At 62.2% G+C, this 21610-nt stretch carries 20 protein-coding genes and 1 tRNA gene; 14 read left to right on the plus strand and 7 right to left on the minus strand.

All coding sequences use genetic code 11. The features are described 5' to 3' along the window. Positions 1-54: 54 nt before the first annotated feature. Both BMZ97_RS13600 and BMZ97_RS13605 read left to right on the plus strand, forming a co-directional pair. Positions 55-1539 carry a dihydrolipoyl dehydrogenase family protein gene (locus BMZ97_RS13600; RefSeq protein ID WP_244546400.1) on the plus strand — a complete coding sequence of 495 codons (1485 nt, stop codon included), beginning with the start codon at positions 55-57 and terminating at the stop codon, positions 1537-1539. Positions 1540-1550: 11 nt separating this feature from the next. Then, on the plus strand, positions 1551-3008 hold the full coding sequence (locus BMZ97_RS13605) for a sensor histidine kinase (protein WP_092170118.1): 1458 nt from the start codon (positions 1551-1553) through the stop codon (positions 3006-3008). Between the two features lie 59 nt (positions 3009-3067). Here BMZ97_RS13605 and BMZ97_RS13610 read toward each other — a convergent pair whose 3' ends face one another. Beyond that, the gene (locus BMZ97_RS13610) at positions 3068-3697 is read right to left on the minus strand and encodes a S24 family peptidase (protein WP_092170121.1); all 630 of its coding nucleotides are present in this window, start codon (positions 3695-3697) and stop codon (positions 3068-3070) included. A 215-nt stretch (positions 3698-3912) separates the two neighbouring features. Here BMZ97_RS13610 and BMZ97_RS13615 point away from each other — a divergent pair, with 215 nt between their 5' ends. The 3 genes from BMZ97_RS13615 to BMZ97_RS13625 all read left to right on the plus strand — a co-directional run bounded on the left by BMZ97_RS13615 (position 3913) and on the right by BMZ97_RS13625 (position 5883). Beyond that, positions 3913-4359: an SRPBCC family protein gene (locus BMZ97_RS13615; protein ID WP_092170124.1), complete on the plus strand. Its 447-nt coding sequence runs from the start codon at positions 3913-3915 to the stop codon at positions 4357-4359. 85 nt (positions 4360-4444) lie between these two features. Continuing rightward, positions 4445-4789 carry a DUF952 domain-containing protein gene (locus BMZ97_RS13620; protein ID WP_092170126.1) on the plus strand — a complete coding sequence of 115 codons (345 nt, stop codon included), beginning with the start codon at positions 4445-4447 and terminating at the stop codon, positions 4787-4789. Further along, positions 4786-5883, plus strand: coding sequence for a quinone-dependent dihydroorotate dehydrogenase (locus BMZ97_RS13625; RefSeq protein ID WP_092170129.1), 1098 nt, complete (start codon positions 4786-4788; stop codon positions 5881-5883). Before BMZ97_RS13620 ends, BMZ97_RS13625 begins: the two co-directional genes overlap by 4 nt. A 252-nt stretch (positions 5884-6135) precedes the next feature. Here BMZ97_RS13625 and BMZ97_RS13630 read toward each other — a convergent pair whose 3' ends face one another. The 3 genes from BMZ97_RS13630 to BMZ97_RS13640 all read right to left on the minus strand — a co-directional run bounded on the left by BMZ97_RS13630 (position 6136) and on the right by BMZ97_RS13640 (position 8993). After that, positions 6136-6405: a DUF6460 domain-containing protein gene (locus BMZ97_RS13630; protein WP_092170131.1), complete on the minus strand. Its 270-nt coding sequence runs from the start codon at positions 6403-6405 to the stop codon at positions 6136-6138. A 90-nt stretch (positions 6406-6495) separates the two neighbouring features. Then, entirely contained in the window at positions 6496-7176 is a 681-nt protein-coding gene (locus BMZ97_RS13635; RefSeq protein ID WP_092170134.1) for a response regulator, read from the minus strand. Between the two features lie 182 nt (positions 7177-7358). Next, positions 7359-8993 (minus strand): cisplatin damage response ATP-dependent DNA ligase, encoded by a 1635-nt coding sequence (locus tag BMZ97_RS13640; RefSeq protein ID WP_092170137.1) that lies wholly within the window; start codon positions 8991-8993, stop codon positions 7359-7361. 113 nt (positions 8994-9106) lie between these two features. On the opposite strand from BMZ97_RS13640, the gene BMZ97_RS13645 reads away from it, so the two are divergent. Further along, positions 9107-9877: an SGNH/GDSL hydrolase family protein gene (locus tag BMZ97_RS13645; protein WP_175525551.1), complete on the plus strand. Its 771-nt coding sequence runs from the start codon at positions 9107-9109 to the stop codon at positions 9875-9877. A 7-nt stretch (positions 9878-9884) separates the two neighbouring features. Here BMZ97_RS13645 and BMZ97_RS13650 read toward each other — a convergent pair whose 3' ends face one another. Beyond that, positions 9885-10958 (minus strand): ligase-associated DNA damage response exonuclease, encoded by a 1074-nt coding sequence (locus BMZ97_RS13650; protein ID WP_092170142.1) that lies wholly within the window; start codon positions 10956-10958, stop codon positions 9885-9887. Between the two features lie 23 nt (positions 10959-10981). On the opposite strand from BMZ97_RS13650, the gene BMZ97_RS13655 reads away from it, so the two are divergent. The 6 genes from BMZ97_RS13655 (at position 10982) to BMZ97_RS13680 (ending at position 16033) form a co-directional block, all read left to right on the plus strand. Next, on the plus strand, positions 10982-11941 hold the full coding sequence (locus BMZ97_RS13655; protein WP_092170145.1) for a class I SAM-dependent DNA methyltransferase: 960 nt from the start codon (positions 10982-10984) through the stop codon (positions 11939-11941). Between the two features lie 68 nt (positions 11942-12009). Beyond that, positions 12010-12261 carry a type II toxin-antitoxin system ParD family antitoxin gene (locus BMZ97_RS13660; protein WP_092170148.1) on the plus strand — a complete coding sequence of 84 codons (252 nt, stop codon included), beginning with the start codon at positions 12010-12012 and terminating at the stop codon, positions 12259-12261. Next, a complete protein-coding gene (locus BMZ97_RS13665; protein WP_092170151.1) occupies positions 12261-12572 on the plus strand; it encodes a type II toxin-antitoxin system RelE/ParE family toxin in 312 nt (103 codons plus the stop codon). Before BMZ97_RS13660 ends, BMZ97_RS13665 begins: the two co-directional genes overlap by 1 nt. Before the next feature lie 52 nt (positions 12573-12624). Continuing rightward, complete coding sequence (locus BMZ97_RS13670; RefSeq protein WP_092170153.1) at positions 12625-15111, plus strand: ligase-associated DNA damage response DEXH box helicase; 2487 nt, start codon at positions 12625-12627, stop codon at positions 15109-15111. Positions 15112-15200: 89 nt separating this feature from the next. After that, entirely contained in the window at positions 15201-15842 is a 642-nt protein-coding gene (pdeM, locus tag BMZ97_RS13675; protein WP_244546401.1) for a ligase-associated DNA damage response endonuclease PdeM, read from the plus strand. A gap of 116 nt (positions 15843-15958) precedes the next feature. After that, positions 15959-16033, plus strand: a tRNA-Thr gene (locus BMZ97_RS13680). Positions 16034-16379: 346 nt separating this feature from the next. On the opposite strand, the gene BMZ97_RS13685 is transcribed toward BMZ97_RS13680, so the two are convergent. Further along, on the minus strand, positions 16380-18095 hold the full coding sequence (locus tag BMZ97_RS13685) for a GIY-YIG nuclease family protein (protein ID WP_092170159.1): 1716 nt from the start codon (positions 18093-18095) through the stop codon (positions 16380-16382). A gap of 408 nt (positions 18096-18503) precedes the next feature. Next, positions 18504-19943, minus strand: a complete 1440-nt coding sequence (locus BMZ97_RS30735; protein WP_139221217.1) for a HEPN domain-containing protein — start codon at positions 19941-19943, stop codon at positions 18504-18506. Positions 19944-20490: 547 nt separating this feature from the next. Between BMZ97_RS30735 and BMZ97_RS30740 the strand changes: the two genes are divergently transcribed. Then, positions 20491-21252: a hypothetical protein gene (locus tag BMZ97_RS30740; protein ID WP_139221218.1), complete on the plus strand. Its 762-nt coding sequence runs from the start codon at positions 20491-20493 to the stop codon at positions 21250-21252. 53 nt (positions 21253-21305) lie between these two features. After that, positions 21306-21533 (plus strand): hypothetical protein, encoded by a 228-nt coding sequence (locus tag BMZ97_RS13690; RefSeq protein WP_092170161.1) that lies wholly within the window; start codon positions 21306-21308, stop codon positions 21531-21533. Positions 21534-21610 lie beyond the last annotated feature (77 nt).

Consider the following 21610-nt stretch of genomic DNA (forward strand, 5'->3'; position numbering starts at 1 on the left):
GTTTCTCGCAGGAGCAATGCTCTCAACTTTTAGAAGCGGATCGGGAGGAGCGGCGTGAGCACGACCACAGCAACAGCGCCGGGACCTGCACCGCTGACGCCTGATATCTGCGTGATCGGAGCAGGCGCGGCCGGGCTGTCGCTCGCCACGGCCGCGGCTGCATTCGGCGTGCCTGTCGTCCTGGTCGAGCACGGCAGGATGGGCGGAAGCCATCTCAATGCCGGCAGCATATCGGCCAGGGCGCTCGGCGCGGCGGGCGCGCGGGCGCTGGCCGTCCGGGAGGCCGGGCGCTTCGGTATCTCGGCCGGCGGGCCGCAAGTGAACGACGTGCAAGTGAACTACCTGCAGGTCCACGACCATGTTCAGCGCGTCATTGCCGCGATCGCCCCCAATGATTCGGCGGAGCGTCTCGGTGCGCTCGGTGTTCCTGTGATCAGGAGCGAGGCACGCTTCATCAGCCGCAGCACGGTCATGGCCGGCAACCAGGCGATCAAGGCGCGACGCTTCGTTATCGCGACCGGCTCGCGGCCGTCCGCCCCGCCGCTTCCCGGGCTCGACGCGGTCCCGTTCCTGACCAGCGAGAGCGTGTTTTCACTGACGCGCCGGCCCGAGCGCCTGCTGGTTCTGGGCGCCGGATCGACTGGTGTCGAACTGGCGCAGGCCATGGCTCGGCTCGGCAGCACGGTCAGTATCGTCGAGACCGGCGGCCTTTTGCGCCATGCCGATCCCGAGGCCGCGCTGATCTTGCGCCGCGCGCTGCTGCGCGACGGCATAACGCTGCACGAGCAGGCCAGGGTGCTGCGCGCAGAGACGGTCAAGGGCGGCGTCAGGCTGGTGCTGGCAGGCCCCGACGGCGGGACCGACCATAAGCTCGACGGGACGCATCTTCTGGTCGCGACGGGGCGCGCGCCCAATATCGAGGCGCTCGACCTCGAACTTGGCGGCATCGCCAGCGACGCCGGGGGTGTGATCGTCGACAAGGGGCTGCGCACCGGCAACCGCCGTGTCTTCGCGATCGGCGACTGCGCCAGCGGGGCAGGCGGAGGGCTGCATTCCACCCATGCCGCACATGACCAGGCTGGGCATGTCTTGCGCAGCGCCTTGTTCCGCCTCCCCGTCAGGACCCATGCAACCGCGATCCCGCATGTGACCTATTGCCATCCCGAGCTCGCCAGCGTCGGCTTGTCCGAGGCGGAGGCGCGCAAGCGCAGCGCTGCGATCACCATCCTGCGCTGGCCTTATGCCGAGAACGACCGCGCCCAGGCCGAGCACGAGACCGATGGTTTCGTGAAGCTCGTCGCTGACCGACGCGGCCGCGTCCTCGGCGTCAGCATCGTCGGCGCTGGCGCAAGCGAGCTGATCGCGCCCTGGTGCATGGCCGTTCGGAAGGGCCTGACGGTCCAGGACATGGCAGCGCTCGCCTTGCCCTATCCGACCTTCTCGGAGGCCTCGAAGCGGGCCGCGATGTCCTTCTACGCGCCGCTGGCGGCCAAGCCGGGAATCCGGTGGCTCATCGGCATTCTGCGCCGTTTCGGCTAAGCTCCCATTTAATGCAGCAACCTGATCTCGACACGACGCAACTCTCGGTCAGCCTGCCGCGCGGCCTGACGCGGCTCGGCCTCTCGGCCAAGCTGCTGCTTTTGACCGTGCTGTTCGTGATGCTGGCGGAAATTCTGATCTATTTGCCGTCGGTCGCGAATTTTCGGCGCAACTGGCTGAACGACCGGCTCGCCGCGGCCCAAGTCGCGGTGCTGGTGCTGGAAGGCGCCCCCAATGAACGCCTGCCCGAAGAGAGCGAGGCCCGGTTGCTGATGGGCGTCGGCGCGCGCGCCATCGCCGCCCGGGTTGGGGGGGCACGCCGCCTGCTCAGTCTCGATTCGATACCGCCAACGGTTGCCCGCAAGGTCGATCTGCGGGACGCGAGCTGGATGACCGCGCTCAAGGAGGCGGTCGAGATTCTGGTGGCCCCGCCGCACGACATGCCGATCCGCGTCATCGGCCAGGCCATGGGCGGGGCCGACTTCGTCGAGATCGTCATCGACGAGGCGCCGCTGCGGCGCGCGATGCTGGTCTTCTCCGCCAACATCCTGCTGATCTCGCTGCTGATCTCCATCCTGACGGCGGGTTTGGTCTATCTCGCGCTGAACTGGATGATCGTCGGGCCGATCCGCCAGCTCGCCGCCAACGTCATGGAATTCGAGGCCGATCCGGAGAATCCGCACCGGATCATCCAGCCCTCGCAGCGCGCCGACGAGATCGGCGAGGCCGAACGGGCGCTGGCGCGCATGCAGATGACGCTGGCAGGCGAATTGCGCACCAAGAAGCATCTCGCCGAGCTCGGGCTGGCCGTCAGCAAGGTCAATCACGACCTGCGCAACATGCTGGCCTCGGCGCAGCTGATGTCCGACCGGCTGGTCGACACCCGCGACGCCAAGATCAGGCGCTTCGCGCCGCGCCTGATCGCGACGCTTGGCCGGGCGATCGATTTCTGCCAGGCAACATTGGCCTATGGCCGCGCAGCGGAGGCGACGCCGCTGCTGCGCGAGATCGCGCTGCGCCAGCTCGTCGCCGAGCAGGCGGAGATGCTCGGCCTGCCCGAGAATAAGCAGCTCAGCTTCGTCAACGAGGTTCCAGCCGAATTGATCGCGCGCTGCGACCCCGACCAGATGGCGCGCGTCCTGCTCAACCTGATGCGAAACTCGGTGCAGGCGCTGACGCGGGAAGGAGACGAAAGCGACGACCAGCCCATGCTGACGGTCAAGGCGCAGCAGCTCGACGGCTCAGTGCTTCTGCGCGTCACCGATAACGGGCCAGGCGTGCCCCAGCGGGCGAAGGCCAATCTGTTCCAGGCCTTTCGCGGCTCGGTGACGCCAGGCGGGACAGGGCTTGGCCTCGCCATCGCCGCCGAACTCGTCAGGCTGCATGGCGGCACAATCGAACTCGAGCCCTCGGAGACAGGGGCTGTGTTCAAGGTGACGCTGCCTGCGCGCAAGCAGAACGGGAATTGAGCTCGGCGGCCGTCGCTGTCATTGCAAGCGCCACGACGAGGGCTGCACAATGACGAGGGCTACTGGCTCGCCCAGATTACCCGCGCCATGAAGGCGATCTCGTTCAGGCCCAGCACCCGGTCGGGATGCTCGGGGTTGAGCGAGGCGAGCTCGACGGTTTTGGCGGTCTGGCGCCGGAGCTGCTTGGCCAGGATCTCGCCCTCGAGTGTCTTGACCACGACGCGGTCGCCACGCCGCACCGCCGCGGTCGGCGAGACGATGATGGTGTCGCCATCGCGATAGAGCGGCAGCATCGAATCGCCGGCGATCTCCAGCGCATAGGCCTTCTCGTCGGCGACACCGGGAAACGCGACCTCCTCCCAGCCGGCGCCGACGGGAAAGCCGTCATCGTCGAAGACGCCGCCCGAGCCTGCCTGGGCGAAGCCGATCAGGGGAATGGTGCGTGAGGGCGCCGGCCCCCGCCGCATCACCACGCTCATGAATTCATCGAGCGAGGCGCCGGTCGCGGCCAGGATCTTGGCGATCGATTCAGTCGAGGGCCAGCGTTCGCGGCCATCGGGCCCGAGGCGCTTGGAGCGGTTGAAGGTGGTCGCGTCGAGCCCGGCCTTGCGGGCCAGCCCCGAAGCCGTGAAGCCATAGCGCTGGGCGAGCGCATCGATGGCGCTCCAGATCTGCTCATGGGACAGCACCGTGGAGACCTCGTTCCTGATGTTGCCGTTGGGCTAGGGGTGACATAGGAAATATCCCCTATCCTATAAGACTTCAATCTGACTTTCGCGACTTTTTGAGCGAATCGACCGAGGGCGGGCAAAAGGCTCAGCTGCGGGAATCGGGTGTCTCCGCGGATGTCCCGCGCCTATCAAGTCAGCACTGGAGGGAAACGAAACCGACAACGAGGCAAGCCATGGCAAAATCCTATTTCAGCATCGTGCTCGACAACCCCGCCGATGACGTCTGGGCGGTCATTCGGCCGTTCGACCACTATGCCTGGGCCGGCGTGGAGAGTGAGACGCTTATCGAAAAGGACAAGGCTCCCGATCAGGTTTCGGCCATTCGCCGCGTCACCATGGGCGAGACAATCATACGCCAGGTATTGCTCGCCCATTCCGATCTCGAGCGATCCTATACATACGGATTTTGCGACCCCGTCCCCTTTCCCGTGCGCAATTACACAGCGACGATCCGGGTCACCCCCGTCGTCGAAACCGGCGCGGCTTTCGTCGAATGGTCGGCCACCTTCGACTGCGCTGAGCAGGACCACGATCGCTGGACGAGCCATTTCGAGAAAGAGGGCTTCGCTCAATGGTTGATGGCGCTCCGCCGTTTCATGAACGCCCGAAAATGTGTCTAGAAGGCTGCCGGCCATGACCCCGTGATTGCCCTTCACCCATGCGAAGGGCTATCGCATCTGCACGTCATGACGACCGGGACCATCGATGCCGCTCATCTACAAAATCTGCCCCGAGGCGCTGTGGCGCCAAGCCGAGATGTCGGGCCGTTTCGACGGCGCGCCAATCGATCTCGCCGATGGCTACATCCATTTCTCGACCGGAGCGCAGGCGCGGGACACCGCGGCGAAGCACTTCGCCGGCCAGCGCAACCTGCTGCTGATCGCAGTCGACACCTCACGCCTCGGCGAAGCCTTGCGTCAGGAGCCCTCGCGCGGCGGGGCGCTGTTCCCTCATCTCTACGCCCCACTCGACCCCAAATCCGCCCGCTGGATCGCGCCGCTTCCGCTAGCAGTCGACGGCACCCATCTCTTTCCGGAGGATGTCGCGTGATCGGCGCCCTGTTCAATCTCGCCCGCCCGCTGATCCACCGGCTCGATGCCGAGACGGCCCATCGCATGACGATCGCCGCGCTCGCCGTCGCGCCGGCATTGAAGCCTGCCGCCGACGACCCGGTCTTGGCGACGCAGGCCTTCGGCCTCTCCTTCCCCAACCCGGTCGGCCTCGCAGCCGGCTTCGACAAGCATGCCGAAGCGGTGGACGGCGCGCTTGGCCTGGGCTTCGGCTTCGTCGAGGTCGGCGGCGTCACGCCTCTGCCCCAGCCCGGCAATCCGCGCCCGCGCGTCTTCCGATTGACGGAGGACGAGGCGGTGATCAACCGCTACGGCCTCAACAGCGAAGGCATGGAAGCGGTCGCCGCGCGGCTCCAGGCGCGGCGTGGCCGCAGTGGCATCGTCGGCGTCAATCTCGGGGCCAACAAGGACTCAGCCGACCGCTCCGCCGACTATGCCGTGCTCGCGCGGCGTCTCGCGCCTGCCGCCGACTTCCTGACAATCAACATCTCCTCGCCCAATACGCCGGGCCTGCGCGATCTGCAGGCCGAATCGGCGCTCGACGACCTGATCGTGCGGGCGCTGGCCGCGCGGGACGAGGCGGCAAACAGCGCCGGCCGTCGCACGCCGATGCTGCTCAAGATCGCGCCGGATCTGAGCCTGCCCGAGCTCGACGGCATCGTCGCAGTGGCGCGCAAGCGCGGCATCGACGGCATGATCGTCTCGAACACGACGGTGGCGCGCCCGGCAACCCTGCGCAATGCGGCGAAGGCCGAGACCGGCGGCCTCTCGGGCAAGCCGCTCTTCCTGCCTTCGACCAAGCTGCTCGCCGAAACCTTCCTGCGCGTCGAGCGCCAGTTCCCGCTGATCGGTGTCGGCGGCATCGATTCAACCGCGACCGCCTTCGCCAAGATCCGGGCCGGCGCCGATCTCGTACAGTTCTACTCGGCCCTGGTCTTCCAAGGGCCGGCGCTGGCAGCGACCATCAAGGCAGGTCTTACGGCCGAGGCCCGCAAGACGGGCGTCGGCAGGCTCAGCGCCCTTGTCGGGCGCGATGCTGCCGCGATCGCGCGCGGCGAAACGCTCCCAAGCTAGAGCAGGGTGCGAAAAAGTGGGAACCGGTTTTTCGCATCCCGCACTGGAAGTCTGATGACTATGGCCTGAACCACGCCGTCATTCCGAGGCAGGCCGCAGGCCTGAGCCTGGAACCCAGAACCGATGCCCTCGACCTTTGAGGCTCGCCATGCGCGCACATGATCGAGAACCCGCATCGGCTCTGGGTTCCGGGCTCGATCCTTCGGATCGCCCCGGAATGACGGTGGTGTTTCCGAGTCAGATCATCCGGCTCTAGCGCCGGGAGGCGAACAGGCGCGAGAGCAGCCAGAGCGGCACCACGATCAGCGCGCCGGCGATGACCCATTGCCCGACCTCGCGGACGGCCCCGAAGCCGAGATCCCCCAGCGAGCGGATGAAGCGCGCCACGACCTCGTAAAGCCCGCGCGGCGACAAGCCGAGAAACGCCATCGCCGCGCCCACCAAGAGCGAGATGAAGATCAATCGGACCAGAACGCTGAGCACGGAGCCGCCGAGAAAGCCTTCGATATTGCCATTCGCCATTGCGAAAAATCCCCAAAAACACGAAGCGACCAGACCATCGCCCGGTTGAACCGGGGCTGAATGGCGACGCGGCCCGCTTTCACCCCACAATCATATGGTCGCGGATGCGCCTGCCGTCGCCCAGGCCGTGCCGGCGATCTTGGAGGCGGCGATCACGGCCTGCGTACGGCTGTCGACATTGAGCTTGGTCAGGATCGCGGAGACATGCGCCTTCACGGTCGCTTCGGAGACGCCGAGCTCATAGGCGATCTGCTTGTTGAGCAGCCCCTCCGACAGCATCATCAGCACGCGCACCTGCTGCGGCGTCAGCGTCGAGAGCCGGCGCACCATGTCGGCGACCTCGACATCGACCGGCGAGGACAGATCGACGCCCGGCGGCGTCCAGACACTGCCGGCGAGCACGGCGCGGATCGCCTCGCCCATCTGCTCGACATCGGCCGTCTTCGGCAGGAAACCGAGCGCTCCGAACTCGATGCAGCGGCGGATCACGGTCGGCTCGTCATTGGCGGAGACCACGATGACCGGCACTTCGGGATGGTCGGCGCGCAGGAAGAGCAGGCCAGAGAAGCCCTGCACGCCCGGCATCGTCAGGTCGAGCAGGACGAGATCGGCGTCAGCCCCTTGCGACAAGGCCTCGGTCAGTGACTCCAGCGAACCGACCTCGCTGACATCGGCGCCCTCTAGCGCGTGCGACACCGCCTGCCGCAGAGCGCCCCGAAACAAGGGATGGTCGTCCGCGATCACGATCCGCGTCGAAGGCTGCTTCGTCATCGCGCATATCCTTGTTCGTCTGCCGGTCGCGCATACTGCCCCAGTCGCGACCGCGATCTCAAGCACACCCGCCTGCTGCTGTCGCAAGGCCGGCGCGCGATCATAAAGGCTCTGAACCAGATCGGTGCATGTTGCAATGCAATCAGGAGACGGCCTTTCGGCGTAGCCCTGCCGGGCTCGGCTCAGGCTTCGGCCGGCAGGAGCCGTTCCAGCGCCTCGATCCGGTCAGCCTCTCCAGGCGGCTTGTCCCAGCGAATGCGATTAATGCGGGGAAAACGCATGGCGAGCCCCGACTTGTGTCGGGTCGAGCGCTGCAACCCCTCGAAGGCGACCTCGAAGACGAGGCCGCTTTTGGCATCATGCGTGACCTCCCGCACCGGGCCGAAGCGGTTCAGCGTGTTCTTGCGCACATAGCGGTCGATCTCGACCAGTTCCTCATCGGTGAAACCGAAATAAGCCTTGCCGACCGGCACCAGCTCCTGCCCCTCAGGGCTCTCGCGCCAGACGCCGAAGGTGTAGTCGGAATAAAATGAGGAGCGCTTGCCGTGGCCGCGCTGGGCATACATCAGCACGCAATCGACCAGCCGCGCCTCGCGCTTCCATTTCCACCAGTAGCCCTTGGGCCGACCAGGCAGATAGGGCGAATCGCTGCGCTTGATCATGCAGCCTTCGACGGCTTCCGCGTCAGTGCCGGCGCCAGCAGCAGCAGGGTCGGCGCGGGCGGCGGCGAGATCGTCCCAGCTCTCGAAGGGAATGACCCGCGAGAGATCGAAGCGCTCGCTGCCGAGCCTGCCGAGAAAAGCCTCCAGCCGGTTGCGGCGCTCGACCAGCGGCAGCTCGCGGATATCCTCGTCGCCATCGACCAGCAGGTCGTAGACGCGGATATGGGCGGGGAATTCCGCCAACATCTTCGCCGTCACCGTCTTGCGGTTCAGCCGCTGCTGCAAGGTGTTGAAGCTCTGGACCGCGCCATCGCGCATCACCAGCAACTCGCCATCGAGCGCGCCATCGCGCGTCAGCGCCTCGACGAGGTCGGGAAAGGCGCCGGCAATATCCTCGCCGGTGCGGGAATAGAGCCGCGTCAGGCGCGAGCCGTCCGGCCTCGTGCCGCTGACGGCCTGGACGCGGATGCCGTCCCATTTCCATTCCGCGCTGAACTCAGCCGGATCGAGCTTGTCGAAATCGCCCGCCTCGACCGGATGCGACAGCATCACCGGGCGAAACGGCGCGGGATCGCTCGCTGCCGGTCGCGGCGCCCTGCCCTCCAGCCAGGCGAAGAGCGCGGTATAGGGCGGCTCCAGCCCATGCCAGACCTGCTCGACCTCGTCGGGCGCCGCGCCACCGAGGCTGGCGGCAGCGGTCTTGGCGAGGCGCGCCGAGACGCCGATGCGCAGCGCGCCGGTGATGAGCTTGAGCAGGGCCCAGCGCCCGGTCTCGTCGAGCGCGTCGAGCCAGCCGGCGACGAGGCGAGGAAGATCGATCTTGCCGGCATTGCGCAGGCCGGCGACGACATCAGGCAGATGCGGCACATCATTGGCGCCGTGCCTGGCCGGCCACATCAATGCGACCGTCTCCGAGAGATCGCCGACATAGTCATAGGACAGCGCAAACAGGACCGGATCGGCTCGCTCCGCGATCAGCGCGCGAATCAGGCCCGCCTTGGCGTTGCGGAAGACCAGCCCGCCCGTCATCGCCGCCAGCGCCAGGCCGCGATCGGGATCGGGCGTCGTGCGCAGGTAATCGGCGATCAAGGCGAGCTTGGCGTTGCGGCGCGGCTCATAGGCCAGGCGGTCGAGCAGCCAGGCGAAGCGGTTCATCGCGTGGCACTCCCGCCACGGCCGGCATGTGTCCAGATGTTGCGCTGCATCGTTCAGCCACCATTCATGAAGGAGACCTTACCGATGAAGGCATATTTGGGGGGATGATGCCGATGCGCGCCGCGATGCGGTTCCTTGCCTTGAATCTCTTCGCAGCGACGATGTTGGCAGGGGCCACCGCACAGGCGGGCACCTTCTCCTGCCGCGAAACGCCGATCGTGCAGCCTGTCGCCTCGCTCTCGGCCCTCTCCGCGCGGGTCGCGCAGGGTCCTTCGCTCACCATCCTGGCGATCGGCTCCTCCTCGACCGAGGGCATCGGCGCCTCCGCCAAGGACAAGACCTATCCGGCCCGGCTCAAGGCGCTGCTCGGCAAGGCCTGGCCCAATCTCCCGATCGAGATCGTCAATTCCGGCATCGGCGGCGAGACCGCTCCGCAGACGCTCACGCGCCTGAAGGCTGCGCTCAGTGCGCGCCATTACGACCTGGTGATCTGGCAGGTCGGCACCAATGACGCCGTCAATGGCGGCGATCTCGACGCCTTCAAGACCATGGTCGGCGACGGCATCGCCATGGTGAAACAGGCGGGGGTGAGCCTTGCCATCCTCGATCCGCAATTCTTCCCCGGCGTCCGCGAGCCGGAGCGCTATCGCGATTTCGTCGCGGCCATCGCCAACACCGCGCGCGGCCAGAACGTGCCGGTGTTCACCCGCTACGACGCCATGCGGGAATGGTATCGCGACGACGCTCAGGCCTTCACCAGTGCGCTGTCCTCCGACGGCTTCCACATGAGCGATGCCGGCTATGACTGCCTCGCCCGCGACATGGCGACCGCGCTCGTCGGCATGACCGCGCCCTCGCGCGCCGTGATGGCGCAGACCCGATAACCTGATCTCAGCTGGTGACGGCATTGTCCGCCTCCACCACCGGCTCGGCCTCGCCTTCGTCGCCATAGCCGACCAGATGCAGCGGCTTGGCCTTCAGGCCAACCGTACCGCACCAATGCACCAGCGCATCGGCCTCGCCATGCGTGACCCAGATCTCTCCGGCTTCGACCTCGCGGATCGTCGCCTGGAGATCGTCCCAATCGGCATGGTCGGAAATGATCAGGGGCAGTTCGACGCCCCTCTGCCGAGCGCGCGCCCTGATCCGCATCCAGCCCGAGGCGAAGGCGGTGACGGGATCGGGGAATTTGCGAGCCCAGAGATCCTGGATCGCGCTCGGCGGGCAGATCACGATCTCGCCGCCCAACAATTTCCTGTCGGTCGTGGCGACCTTGCGGATCTCGCCCAAAGCAGCCCCTTCCGACAGGTAAAACTCCGTCAGCGTCTCCATCGCGCCATGGATGTAGAGCGGCCGCTCGAAACCGGCTTCGCGGATCAGCGCCATGACGCGCTGCGCCTTGCCCAGCGAATAAGCCCCGACGATATGCGTGCGCTCCGGAAAGAGCCGGACGGATTCCAGCAATTTCGCCACCTCCAGATGCGCCGGCGGATGCCGGAACACCGGCAGGCCGAAGGTCGCCTCGGTGATGAAGATATCGCATGGCACCGGCTCGAAACCGGCGCAGGTCGGGTCGCGCTCGCGCTTGTAGTCGCCGGAGACGACGATGCGCAGGCCCTTGGCCTCGACCACGATCTGGGCCGAGCCCAGCACATGCCCGGCCGGCACGAAGCGGAAATCGACCGCGCCGATGCGCGTCACCACGCCGGGAACGGCCTCTTGCCGCTCGCCCGCAAAGCCTTCGCCATAGCGCAACGCCATGATGGCGAGCGTCTCGCGCGTCGCCAGCACCGCGCCATGGCCGGCGCGCGCATGGTCGGAATGGCCATGCGTGATCAGCGCCCGCGCCACCGGGCGCACGGGATCGATATGGATGTCGGCCAGCGGGCAATAGAGCCCAGCCGGCGTCGGGATCAGCAGCTCCGAAGGGCGCAGGTTCTGGGAGCGCTGTCTGGCCAGTGTCATTCTCCTCAGATAGACCGACGCGCATGATCGAAAAGGGTTCCGCCACGCATTCCGCCAGTTCGGGCGATCCGACGCTGGATCGCCGCTATGCCTGGGCCGAGGCCGCGCTCAAGGATGGCGATGCCGCGGCCTGCGTCGAGATCCTCGACCAGACCTTGGCGCAAGCCTACCACTTCACCGCCGCCTGGCATCTCTACGGGCTGGCGCAGGAGGCGCTCGGCCGCAATGAGGACGCCGCCACCGCCTGGCGGCAATGCCTGACGCTCGACCCCAACGACCATTTCGGCGCAAGGCTCGACCTCGCCCGCATCGGCGCGCTGTCGGCCGAACAGGCGACCTCGGAGAATTTCTCCGGCGTTCTCTTCGACGGCTATGCCGAGCGCTTCGACAGCCATCTGGTCGAGACCCTCCGCTACAACGCTCCTGCCCTTCTGCAGCAGGCGCTGGCCCGCATCTGTCAGGAGACCGGCAAACCCTTCCGCTTCGAGACCGTCTACGATCTCGGCTGCGGCACCGGGCTGATGGGCGAGGCGATCCGGGCGGAAACCGGTTTCCTCGCCGGCTGCGATCTCTCGCCGCGCATGATCGAGCGCGCGCGGGCGAAGCTGCAGGGCGACAGCACGCCGCTCTACGACAAGCTCGCTGTCGCCGGCCTGACCAGCTTCCTGGTGAGCCGGCCGGACACCTCGACCGACCTCGTCATCGCGGCGGATGTCTTCGTTTATCTCGGCGAGTTGGGAGCGGTTTTCGCGCAGAGCGCGCGCGTGCTGAAACCGGGCGGCTTATTGGCCTTCACCGTGCAGAGCCATGAGGCCGAGGGCGTGATCGTCGGAGCCGACCGGCGCTTCGCCCATGCGGAAGGCTGGCTGCGCGACAGGCTGGCTGAGGCGAGACTGAAGCCGGTTCTGCTCGAAGCCGCCAGCACAAGGCAGGATCGCGGCGTGGCCGTGCCCGGGCTGATCGTGGTGGCGCAGCGGGGCTGAACGCGGACGAGGCTGGTAGCATCGCCAGATTTTGCGCTATTATGCGGATGAATGAAGGAGGCTGCCGGATGGACGTCCCAATCGGAGAGCGCTGGCAATCTTTCGTCGCAGCTGCGGTCGAGACCGGCCGCTATGTCTCGGCCAGCGACGTCGTCACCGAGGGGCTGCGCCTCGTGCAGGAGCGCGAGGAGCGGCTTCTGGTGCTGCGTCAAATGGTCGAGGAATCCATCGCGCGCGGCGGCTCGCATACAAGTGAAGAGGTCGCTGCGGCCATCGAAGCGGCCCTTGACGAGATCGACATGGCTGCTCCGAGCCGCTGATGCGGCGGCTTCGCTATAATGACGCAGCGCGAGATGACCTTCTCGCGATAGCGCGATATATTCGCCTGAGCAGCGGCAACAGCGAAATTGCGCGTTCATTCGTAAGCGGCTTACGAATTCAGTGCGAGAAGATCGCTGCGTTGCCGGGAACGATTGGGCGGACTCGCTCCGAACTTCGGTCGGACCTTCGAAGCTTTGCCTTCAAGGGCTATGTCATCCTCTTCCGGTATGTCGAAGACACAGTCGGGATCGTCAATATCCTCGAACGCCATCGCGATATCGCAGCCGAGTTCAAGACCGAGCAGTCTTGACGTCCGCCATTCCCCTTTCGTTCTCCTGCTCCAAGCTCTATCTCTGGAGCGCATGGCCGCCCCCTCCCCGCTCCCGCCCGCCTTCTCCGCCTGGTTCGCCAGCCGCGGCTGGAGCGCGCGGCCACATCAGCTTGCCCTGCTGGAGGAGGCCCGCGCCGGGCGCTCGACCCTGCTCGTCGCGCCAACCGGCGCCGGCAAGACGCTCGCCGGTTTCCTGCCATCGCTGGTCGAGCTCACCGAGCCTGGCCGCGAGCGCGAGGGGCTGCACACGCTCTATATCTCGCCGCTGAAGGCGCTCGCCGTCGATATCGCGCGCAATCTGGAAATGCCGATCGCGGAGATGGGCCTGCCCATCAAGGTCGAGACCCGCACCGGCGACACCTCGGCGGCCAAGCGCACGCGCCAGATGGAGCGGCCGCCCGACATCCTACTGACGACGCCCGAGCAATTGGCGCTGCTGGTCTCGCATCGCGATGCAAAACCTTTCTTCGCAAGTTTGCGCCGCATCGTGCTCGACGAACTGCACGCGCTCGTCACCTCGAAGCGCGGCGACCTGCTCTCGCTCGACCTCGCCCGGCTGCGGACGCTCACACCGCAGGTCAGCGCCGTCGGCCTCTCCGCAACGGTGCGCGAGCCCGCCGACCTGCAGCGCTTCCTCGGGGGGACGCAGACCCCGGCCGGCCTCGTCACCGTCACCGGCGGGGCGAAGGCGCGCATCGGCATCCTGCAGACCGCAAGCCGCCTGCCGCTGGCCGGCCACACCACCGGCCACGCCATGGGCGAGATCTACAAGGCGATCGGCGCGCACAAGCTGACGCTGGTCTTCGTCAACACGCGCATGCAGGCGGAATTCGCCTTCCAGGCGCTGTGGAGCATCAATGACGACAACCTGCCGATCGCGCTGCATCACGGCTCACTCGATGTCGCGCAGCGCCGCAAGGTCGAGGCGGCGATGGCAGCAGGCAAGCTCAAGGCCGTGGTCTGCACCGCGACGCTCGATCTCGGCATCGATTGGGGCGATGTCGATCTCGTCGTCAATATCGGCGCACCCAAGGGGGCAAGCCGGTTGATGCAGCGCATCGGCCGCTCCAACCACCGCATGGACGAGCCTTCGCAAGCCCTACTGGTGCCCTCCAACCGCTTCGAGCTGCTGGAGTGCAAGGCCGCGCTCGATGCCGTGGCGGAGGCTGCCCAGGACACGGCCGAGCCGCGCATCGGGGCGCTCGACGTGCTGGCCCAGCATGTCCTCGGCGTCGCCTGCTCCGATGGGTTCGAGGCCGAGGCGCTCTATGAGGAAGTCCGCACCGCCTCGCCCTATGCCGGGCTGACGCGGGCCGATTTCGACGCGGTGGTGAATTTCGTCGCAACCGGCGGCTATGCGCTGCGGTCCTATGAGCGCTTCGCCAAGCTGCGGCAGGACAAGGCCGGGCTTTGGCGCGCGAGCGATGCCCGCGTGATCCAGCAATACCGCATGAATGTCGGCACCATCGTCGAATCGACCATGCTCAAGGTCCGGCTCGGGCGGGCGCGAGCGGCTAAGCCCGGCCAGCCCTCCCGGATCACCAGCGGCGGCCGGATGCTGGGCGAAATCGAGGAGTATTTTGCGGAGACGATGACGCCCAGTGACACCTTCATCTTCGCCGGCGAGGTGCTGCGCTTCGAGGGCATCAATGGCAATGAGGCGATCTGCTCGCGCGCCCCGCCCGGCACCGACCCGAAGATCCCGTCCTATAATGGCGGAAAATTCCCGCTCTCGACCTTTCTGGCCGCCCGGGTCCGCGCCATGCTGGCGAACCCCAAGGAATGGACCGCGCTGCCAGAGGAGGTCTCGTCCTGGCTGCATGCACAGCGCTTGAAATCGCGCCTGCCCAAGCCCGGCGAACTCCTGGTCGAGACCTTTCCGCGCGGCGGCAAGTTCTACCTCGTCGCCTACCCCTTCGAGGGCCGCCTCGCCCATCAGACGCTCGGCATGCTGCTGACGCGGCGGCTGGAGCGGGCGCGGATGCGGCCGCTCGGCTTCGTCTGCAATGATTACGGCATCGCGGTCTGGGGGCTCGGCGACATGACGGCCGCGATCGCGCGCGGGGCGCTCAGCCTCGACGAGCTCTTCGCGCAGGACATGCTCGGCGACGATCTGGAGGCGTGGCTGGCCGAATCGGCCTTGATGAAGCGCACCTTCCGTAGCTGCGCCGTCATTGCGGGCCTGATCGAGCGGCGTTTTCCCGGCCAGGAAAAAAGCGGCCGCCAGGTCACGATGTCGACCGACCTGGTCTATGATGTGCTGCGCCGGCACGAGCCTGAGCATGTGCTGCTCAAGGCCGCGCGCGCCGACGCCGCCACGGGCTTGCTCGACATCCAGCGGCTTGGTCAGATGCTGACACGAATCAGCGGCCATATCGTGCATCAGCCGCTGGACCATGTTTCGCCGCTCTCGGTCTCCGTGATGCTCGAGATCGGGCGCGAGGCGGTCTATGGCGAAGCAGCCGACGAGATATTGGCGGAAGCCGAAGCGATGCTGATCGAGGAGGCGATGGCGTGACCCTGCAGGCACGATCTTGGGTTGCACGATCTTGGGCGGACCAGACGCAAGGATCGACTCCGGCCTTCATGCTGGGGCGATTGGCGCTCATGCCCGATCTGTCAGGCGCGCTCTGGCTGCCCGACGAGCGCACGCTTGTCGTCGCCGACCTGCATCTGGAGAAGGGCTCGGCCTATGCGGCGCGCGGCGTCTTCCTGCCGCCCTATGATTCGGCTGCGACGCTGGCTGCGCTCGCGGCCGCGATCCTGCGCCATGCGCCGGCCCGCGTGATCGCGCTCGGCGACAGCTTTCACGATATCCACGCCGAAAGCCGCATCGCGCCCGCCAACCTCGCGACATTGCGCCAGCTCCAGCAGGGCCGCGACTGGCTCTGGATCACCGGCAATCATGATCGCGAGATCGGCCCAGCCATGGGCGGCGAGACGGCGGCCGGCATCGAGATCTCCGGCGTCACCCTGCGTCACGAGCCCGACGCCAGCGAGGCCGGTTTCGAGATCGCCGGCCATCTCCACCCGGCCGCAAAAGTCAGGATGCGCGGGCGCGCCTTGCGGCGGCGTTGCTTCGCCTTGTCGCCGCATCGCTGCATCATGCCGGCGATGGGCGCCTATGCCGGCGGCCTGAACCTGCGCGACGCCGCCTTCCGGCCGTTGTTCCTGGAGGGCCTGAGCGCCCATCTGCTCGGCGACGGCCGGCTCTTCCGCATTGATGAGCGGTTGCTGTTAGCTGATTGAGCTTCCCGGGTTGCATAGGCCGGGAGCTTGTGGCATCAGGACGCCGCTTCGGAACGACGCCCGCTCTGGCAATCGCTTCTCGCGACTTGCCAGACGCATCAAGGCCGATCGATCCTGCTGCGGTAGCTCAGTGGTAGAGCACTCCATTGGTAATGGAGAGGTCGAGAGTTCAATCCTCTCTCGCAGCACCATCGCCCCAAGCGAATTCCTGCGCTTAGACAGGGGCTTGCGACTGGTGCTGTGGCGCCCATGGTGATACATGAGGTCATACGCAGTGGTGAAAATCGTACTCGACCTCGGGTTCCTCAAGGTGTCCGCAAGCTACCTTCAACGACGGCCATCTGGCCGAATCTACTACTATCGTCATATTCCTGAGGACGTGCGGGGTCACTTCGGCAAAAAGCGCTTCCGAGTTGAGAGCCTCAAGACCAACGATGACCGTGTTGCCCTCAAGCGTGCAGCCGCTCTACCGTTACCGGATATTGGGGGGGGGGGGCACCATTCAACTTCGATAACCACACAATCCACGAAAGCGACCTATCGACCTCTGTAACGCTCAGTCCTTTTGATCTCTGTCTCGATAATGCCCTTTAGTTGTGGGTACTTAAGGCTAAAAAACTCCCGACTGTCATTAAGGCGATACGGGGTTAGTAGGGCGTGAACACCTTTCTCCAGTGCGGCCGGGTCGGGGTGCTGCCAAGCATCAACCACAACGAAGGATAGCGGCACTCCTGTGGCTAAAGAAAGCTCACGCGCCCGCTGCTCAGCACTGTTTGATGTCCAGCCGACCTTATAAATTTCTTCTTTCATAGCTGCGCAGCGCATAACGTAAAGAACGCTTGCGTTCTGTTTCCGATTTTCACTAAGATCTGGTTCGTGAGAAGCTCGAATATAGTCAGAAATTTGTATTTTCGCTGCGGCTACGGAAGATTTGATGTAGACTGATTTTGGATGATCAGCTCGCGCTCGCCATTTGTTCGTGACTTTAACCCACGTTCGGCCTTTAATTTGGTTGCCGTCTCGGTCGCGACCATAGCTTTCGGGAGCAATTCTTCGCCAATGCCCTTCGGTCTCTACGTCAAGATGAGGCGAGGTATAGGACCGGAGGACGCTTTGATTAATATCGGAAACCTCGATCGACGTGACGTGCTTAAATCGAGCCCCTATTCCTTGACCGCCTTTTGCTCCCTTAGGCATGGCCTTCATGTCAGGGGCGAAAGAACTCAACGGAATTGTAAGTTTAAATCTAAAGTATGAAAATAATTGCAAGAATCCCTCGGCCATATTCCACATAACGGAAGCGCTTTCGATCCTATCTCTCATCGTATTCAGGATCTCTTCGCGCTCAGAAACATCCGATATGCCCGAGAAAACCTCAGGGTCGTCACAATAAAGGTGAAATGTATTCTCGCTTTCCTGCATATGGCAGCGCGCTACGTGCTTGAATGTTATCAGATCAGTTTCGCCTGCGACAATAGTCCTTATTGCAGTTTGAGTGCCTTCAAGCGCAAGCGGCGCACCTGAACGCCCATTTTGCCGCTGTGCTATCTCATCAATGAACTTGCGCTTTTCAGGGGGCACCCCCGAAGGATCGAGGATGAATTCATCGTTTACGCGCTCATTCCACTCGCTTTCAGAAAGTATTTCGCCGCCGAGGACAAACCAATGGATCGAATTACCATGTCGAACCATTGAGAAACCCGATATGACAAACTCCCTGCCTTCTGGCGTCATGTATGTAAAGTCAGTAAGAGCTCCATTCTGCGTGAAGTTATAAATGACCCCTTCCGGCAAAACAGCCAAATCAGAGATTGTAAATTGCGGCGTATCTTTAGATGTCAAATAATCAAAAAAATCCGAAACGCTAAACAAATGATCAATTTCAGCCAAGGGCTCAATATAAGGAGCCGTGGATCTTTCTATCAATTTAATCGAACAAAATGGCTCAAAGTAATTAAAACTTGCCGGTTGAGTCAATAGGCCCGATGATGCGTATCGGTGCGTATATTCAATAGAGAATTGACGTATCAAAGCGTCGACTTGATATCCTACGCCGCTGTTTTTAATAGAGTTCATAATATTGATATATTTTTTACCTATTCGTTGCCCTTCGACCTTCATCTTCCGGCGAATGTGACGGGGTATCTTTTGTAGGCGCTCATCTTCCCCCTTGGAATTTAGAAAAAGCCGATGATCGAGCGCTGCGAGAGGTGGAACCTTATAGAGTTCCCCGAAGCGTTTTTCTCGATTCATTGAGCATCCTCACCTTCAGCGCCCGACCAGATCACACAGATTGAGGATGAACAACCCGCCCAAAGAGCTGCCGGCTGACCTTGAACCGACGATGGGGGCAGGCCATTGAACAACGCGGCCCCAAAGGCTCCTGAGGGCTTCAATGAGGACTCTATGGCGGTCACAGAGGCTCATATGACGTCGCGCTCTACGAGGCCAAGGGGGACTCACGAGAGGCCATCCGCATGCTGTCGACGGGACTCGGCCATTATGGCGCTCGACGGCGATGCAGCGAGTTCCAAGGGCTTCCTGAGAGGCAGGCTCTAGGAGAGGAGCAGAAGGCCTCCATGGATCGAGGAGGTCTGACAGTTCGTAGCCACGGAAGCGCCGCCCTATTGGAAGCGACCCGCCTAACAGGACAGCGTCGGCCTAAACGGGAACCCGGTCTTCCACTTGAGGCTTGAGTCCTTCTCGCCTTGCGAACCATCGAAATTTGTAAGCAGACGTCCCTTTTGTCAGCCATCGCTCGACAATAGAATGTGGCAATCCTATCTCAATAAGAATCTTTGCATGATACAGATGTGATAGAATCTCGTTTTTAACGGCCAAAGACCGAAGTGCATCTGTCGCAATCTTAGGATTATCGATCTTGCCATGATGAGACAGTGAATTTCGAATAGCCGCACATTTAGTGGCGAATTCATCTAAGCTAGATTTCGCGACGCCAGACGGGATTTTATCTAACGTCTCTTTGAGCCGTTCCGACAGGCTGGGCTCAGAAAAATTCCTCATACGCTTATTCAGCCAATTTCGGTCTTCTGGTTTCGTAATACAGGCCAAAATGCGCTGTATCTTATCGCTATAAGCTTGATTTGCTTTCAGCGGATAAAGGTTGCGGTGCAGGGCCTCAAGTCCTGATATAAGGCTAAAAAATCGCTGCTCATTATATGAACGAACACCTCGTCGAGTAGAAAGATACAAATATATGCCGGGACCTAGCGATTCCCGCTTTTGCAGCCATGCGAAGAAGATGTTTCCGAACTGCTCATCGATATCTCGGAATGACGCGATGCAATCATAATAATTGGGAGGTGGATTTTCTGCATATGTACGATAGCAATATGCTGTGCACCTCTGACCGTTCGTAAGCGTTAAATCTGGCCAGCCCGCTTGATATTCTGATGACGTCAACAGTATCATGATGTCTTGAATGAGGCCGTATATCCTTATCGCCCCTTCAAAATCGACGAACCTGCGTATCCTATAGCTAAGTTCAGCTATTTCTCGCAGATCAGTTCCGCGCATGCTCAGATTTCCTCGCCCTTCCATCTCAAGATGCCGAGATATCTTTACCGTGCCACTTGAACCTGAATAGATTCGCGGAGATTGTCTCTTATAGATAAATTTAGGCTTACCTTTGAATCGTCCCTCAAAAAAAGGCCCGCTAACAAGCCATTCTTCGTATCCTTCCAAAGGAAAATGGATGCTTTTGATATTCAGAACGGCCGGCACGCTTCTGTTAGATATAACGCATCTCAACGCAGAGAAGGTATCATAACTTATCCCGCGGCTATTATATGTAGTGCCACTGCTTCGCTGAACGTCCTCAGCAAGTAGATACCGCGTCTTATCGCGGAGAATCCCAGCGATCTTTAAATCTGGCGCCAACTCCTGATCTTCACCTCGAAAAATTGCGTCCCTATCCGATGGGAGGACGCCATCAAGATCGATGCTAATCCGCCCTTCTGGGCTGATGCTAAGCAGGCCCGCAACGTAATTTTCGGGAGCAACTTTTCCTTCTGGAATCTTTTCATCGGCCCACCAGAACCAGCCTCGTTCTTTTAGCAAAATGAGCCCCCACCCTCGCATGACCGGCACCCACGAAGGGGCCGCATCGCAGGCCAATTTTATAGACCGCGGGCCACAGATACCAAGCTGTGCGGTACCCTATGGCTGCCGAGGGCTTGCCTTTCTCAGCAAGCGCGAGCGTAGGGACTTCGCCTTGCGGTACACGGGGCCTTTAGGTAGAACAACTGGTGATACAACGTATTTCGACCGATCAATTGAATTCAGTACTATCAACATGTTAGAGTCATAGTTCAATAGTCGAAACGCTCTCTCGCAGCACCAGCAAACTCATTGAAGTTAAATTAGAATTTTCCCGCGTGGCACCCCCCCCACGCCAAGCGATCAGATGCAGAAGCTTGCTGAAAAACGCGCCTATTGCGGCGCGTTTTTGACACGCTGGAATCGTGCTTCGCTCTTGATGAACCAACGCGCCCACCATTCGAGCTGAGCATCTGCAGAGGGGTTAAGCTAACTGCGGACAACCGGGATAAGGTCGTGCGATGCGAGGCTCCCTGCCCTATGGTTATCGCGGGAAGCACTTTCGAATGGTAATAGGCAGCACTGGACCATGGTCGAGCGAGCGGAAATATTCCATGAAATACCGTTCAAAGCAGCAGAATTAAAACGCATTCCGAAATCGTATAGAGGCGCCCTGATCGCAAACAATCTCGCCGCCAACAATATTTGTTTGTACTGGCGCCTTCACGTACTTCTTAACTACGAAAAAAACTTACTTCACGACGTGGCCAAACGGCTCCTTGTCGTCAACACTCTTATGATTACCAGACTGTTATCGTCCGCAATCGTCGAACAAATTGATTCGACACGCGATTTTCTTGAATTGGTCAAGAACGATCCACCAGACAGATTTATAAGCAAGATCCGGGAATTTAAAGATTCAATTTGCAATAACGCTCACTATCAAGTCGCAATCCGGCTAAGAAACGCGTCGACGAATCACTATGACACAAACTCATTAGCAGAATTATCCGAGCTATTTTTGGACGACCACGAATTTCAATTATTCATTCATGAATTTTCCGGAAATTCTCTTGCTCCATTTGCAGAAGAGATAGCAATTGCAGGCGAATTTGAACACAAGCGATCGAAGCATACCAGTTTTCAGCGCTGGCAAGAATGGATGAAGAAATCCAGCATGGAGTGCATGCTCATCACGGAGCAACTTAATGAAAAAACATTTGTCCATCTAATGCAAAGCGCAACCGCACGTGAACGTAAAATTACGATGCCTTCAAATATGTTCTTTGGCGATTCGACTAGATTACCAATCCTGTGGGAAGGACACCGATCTGACGGGACGAAAAAATGACTCGACCCCGTTAATACAAGACCGGGTCGAGTGGTTGCCAGGGATCAAACCAAATGGTCATGAACCTCGCACAAGCGCTGGCAAAAGACGGCAGCCCGTTCGACTCCCGCGCCGATCCCGAAGGCGTGTTTCTGTACCGGTTCGAGACGTCGGATACGCTTCGCTGCATCAAGCTGGATAGCCCGCCGCTCAGCTATGGCCGGTTGGTCCCGATCATCTATCGTATGAATCTGCGCGGCCCTAATGGGCTCTTTGTCACGCAAGATCTGCGGCCGAGGTAATGGTCTGCCTCGAGGCATGAACCAGCTGTTCTTCCGCGATTGCTGTTGAATTGACAGCTCTGATCCGCCGTCACCGC

The organism is Allobosea sp. OK403 (genome assembly GCF_900113835.1).
In the GTDB taxonomy this organism is placed as follows: domain Bacteria; phylum Pseudomonadota; class Alphaproteobacteria; order Rhizobiales; family Beijerinckiaceae; genus Allobosea.

Bases quoted from the DNA above. Each gene is read 5' to 3' on its own strand.
- BMZ97_RS13645 (WP_175525551.1), top strand. From the start codon at position 9,107: ATGCGCGCCGCGATGCGGTTCCTTGCCTTGAATCTCTTCGCAGCGACG.
- BMZ97_RS13685 (WP_092170159.1), bottom strand. From the start codon at position 18,095: ATGAATCGAGAAAAACGCTTCGGGGAACTCTATAAGGTTCCACCTCTC.
- BMZ97_RS13635 (WP_092170134.1), bottom strand. From the start codon at position 7,176: ATGACGAAGCAGCCTTCGACGCGGATCGTGATCGCGGACGACCATCCC.
- BMZ97_RS13650 (WP_092170142.1), bottom strand. From the start codon at position 10,958: ATGACACTGGCCAGACAGCGCTCCCAGAACCTGCGCCCTTCGGAGCTG.
- BMZ97_RS13670 (WP_092170153.1), top strand. From the start codon at position 12,625: ATGGCCGCCCCCTCCCCGCTCCCGCCCGCCTTCTCCGCCTGGTTCGCC.
- BMZ97_RS30740 (WP_139221218.1), top strand. From the start codon at position 20,491: ATGGTCGAGCGAGCGGAAATATTCCATGAAATACCGTTCAAAGCAGCA.
- BMZ97_RS30735 (WP_139221217.1), bottom strand. From the start codon at position 19,943: ATGCGAGGGTGGGGGCTCATTTTGCTAAAAGAACGAGGCTGGTTCTGG.
- BMZ97_RS13655 (WP_092170145.1), top strand. From the start codon at position 10,982: ATGATCGAAAAGGGTTCCGCCACGCATTCCGCCAGTTCGGGCGATCCG.
- pdeM (WP_244546401.1), top strand. From the start codon at position 15,201: ATGCCCGATCTGTCAGGCGCGCTCTGGCTGCCCGACGAGCGCACGCTT.
- BMZ97_RS13660 (WP_092170148.1), top strand. From the start codon at position 12,010: ATGGACGTCCCAATCGGAGAGCGCTGGCAATCTTTCGTCGCAGCTGCG.
- BMZ97_RS13615 (WP_092170124.1), top strand. From the start codon at position 3,913: ATGGCAAAATCCTATTTCAGCATCGTGCTCGACAACCCCGCCGATGAC.
- BMZ97_RS13690 (WP_092170161.1), top strand. From the start codon at position 21,306: ATGGTCATGAACCTCGCACAAGCGCTGGCAAAAGACGGCAGCCCGTTC.
- BMZ97_RS13665 (WP_092170151.1), top strand. From the start codon at position 12,261: ATGCGGCGGCTTCGCTATAATGACGCAGCGCGAGATGACCTTCTCGCG.
- BMZ97_RS13640 (WP_092170137.1), bottom strand. From the start codon at position 8,993: ATGAACCGCTTCGCCTGGCTGCTCGACCGCCTGGCCTATGAGCCGCGC.
- BMZ97_RS13630 (WP_092170131.1), bottom strand. From the start codon at position 6,405: ATGGCGAATGGCAATATCGAAGGCTTTCTCGGCGGCTCCGTGCTCAGC.
- BMZ97_RS13605 (WP_092170118.1), top strand. From the start codon at position 1,551: ATGCAGCAACCTGATCTCGACACGACGCAACTCTCGGTCAGCCTGCCG.
- BMZ97_RS13620 (WP_092170126.1), top strand. From the start codon at position 4,445: ATGCCGCTCATCTACAAAATCTGCCCCGAGGCGCTGTGGCGCCAAGCC.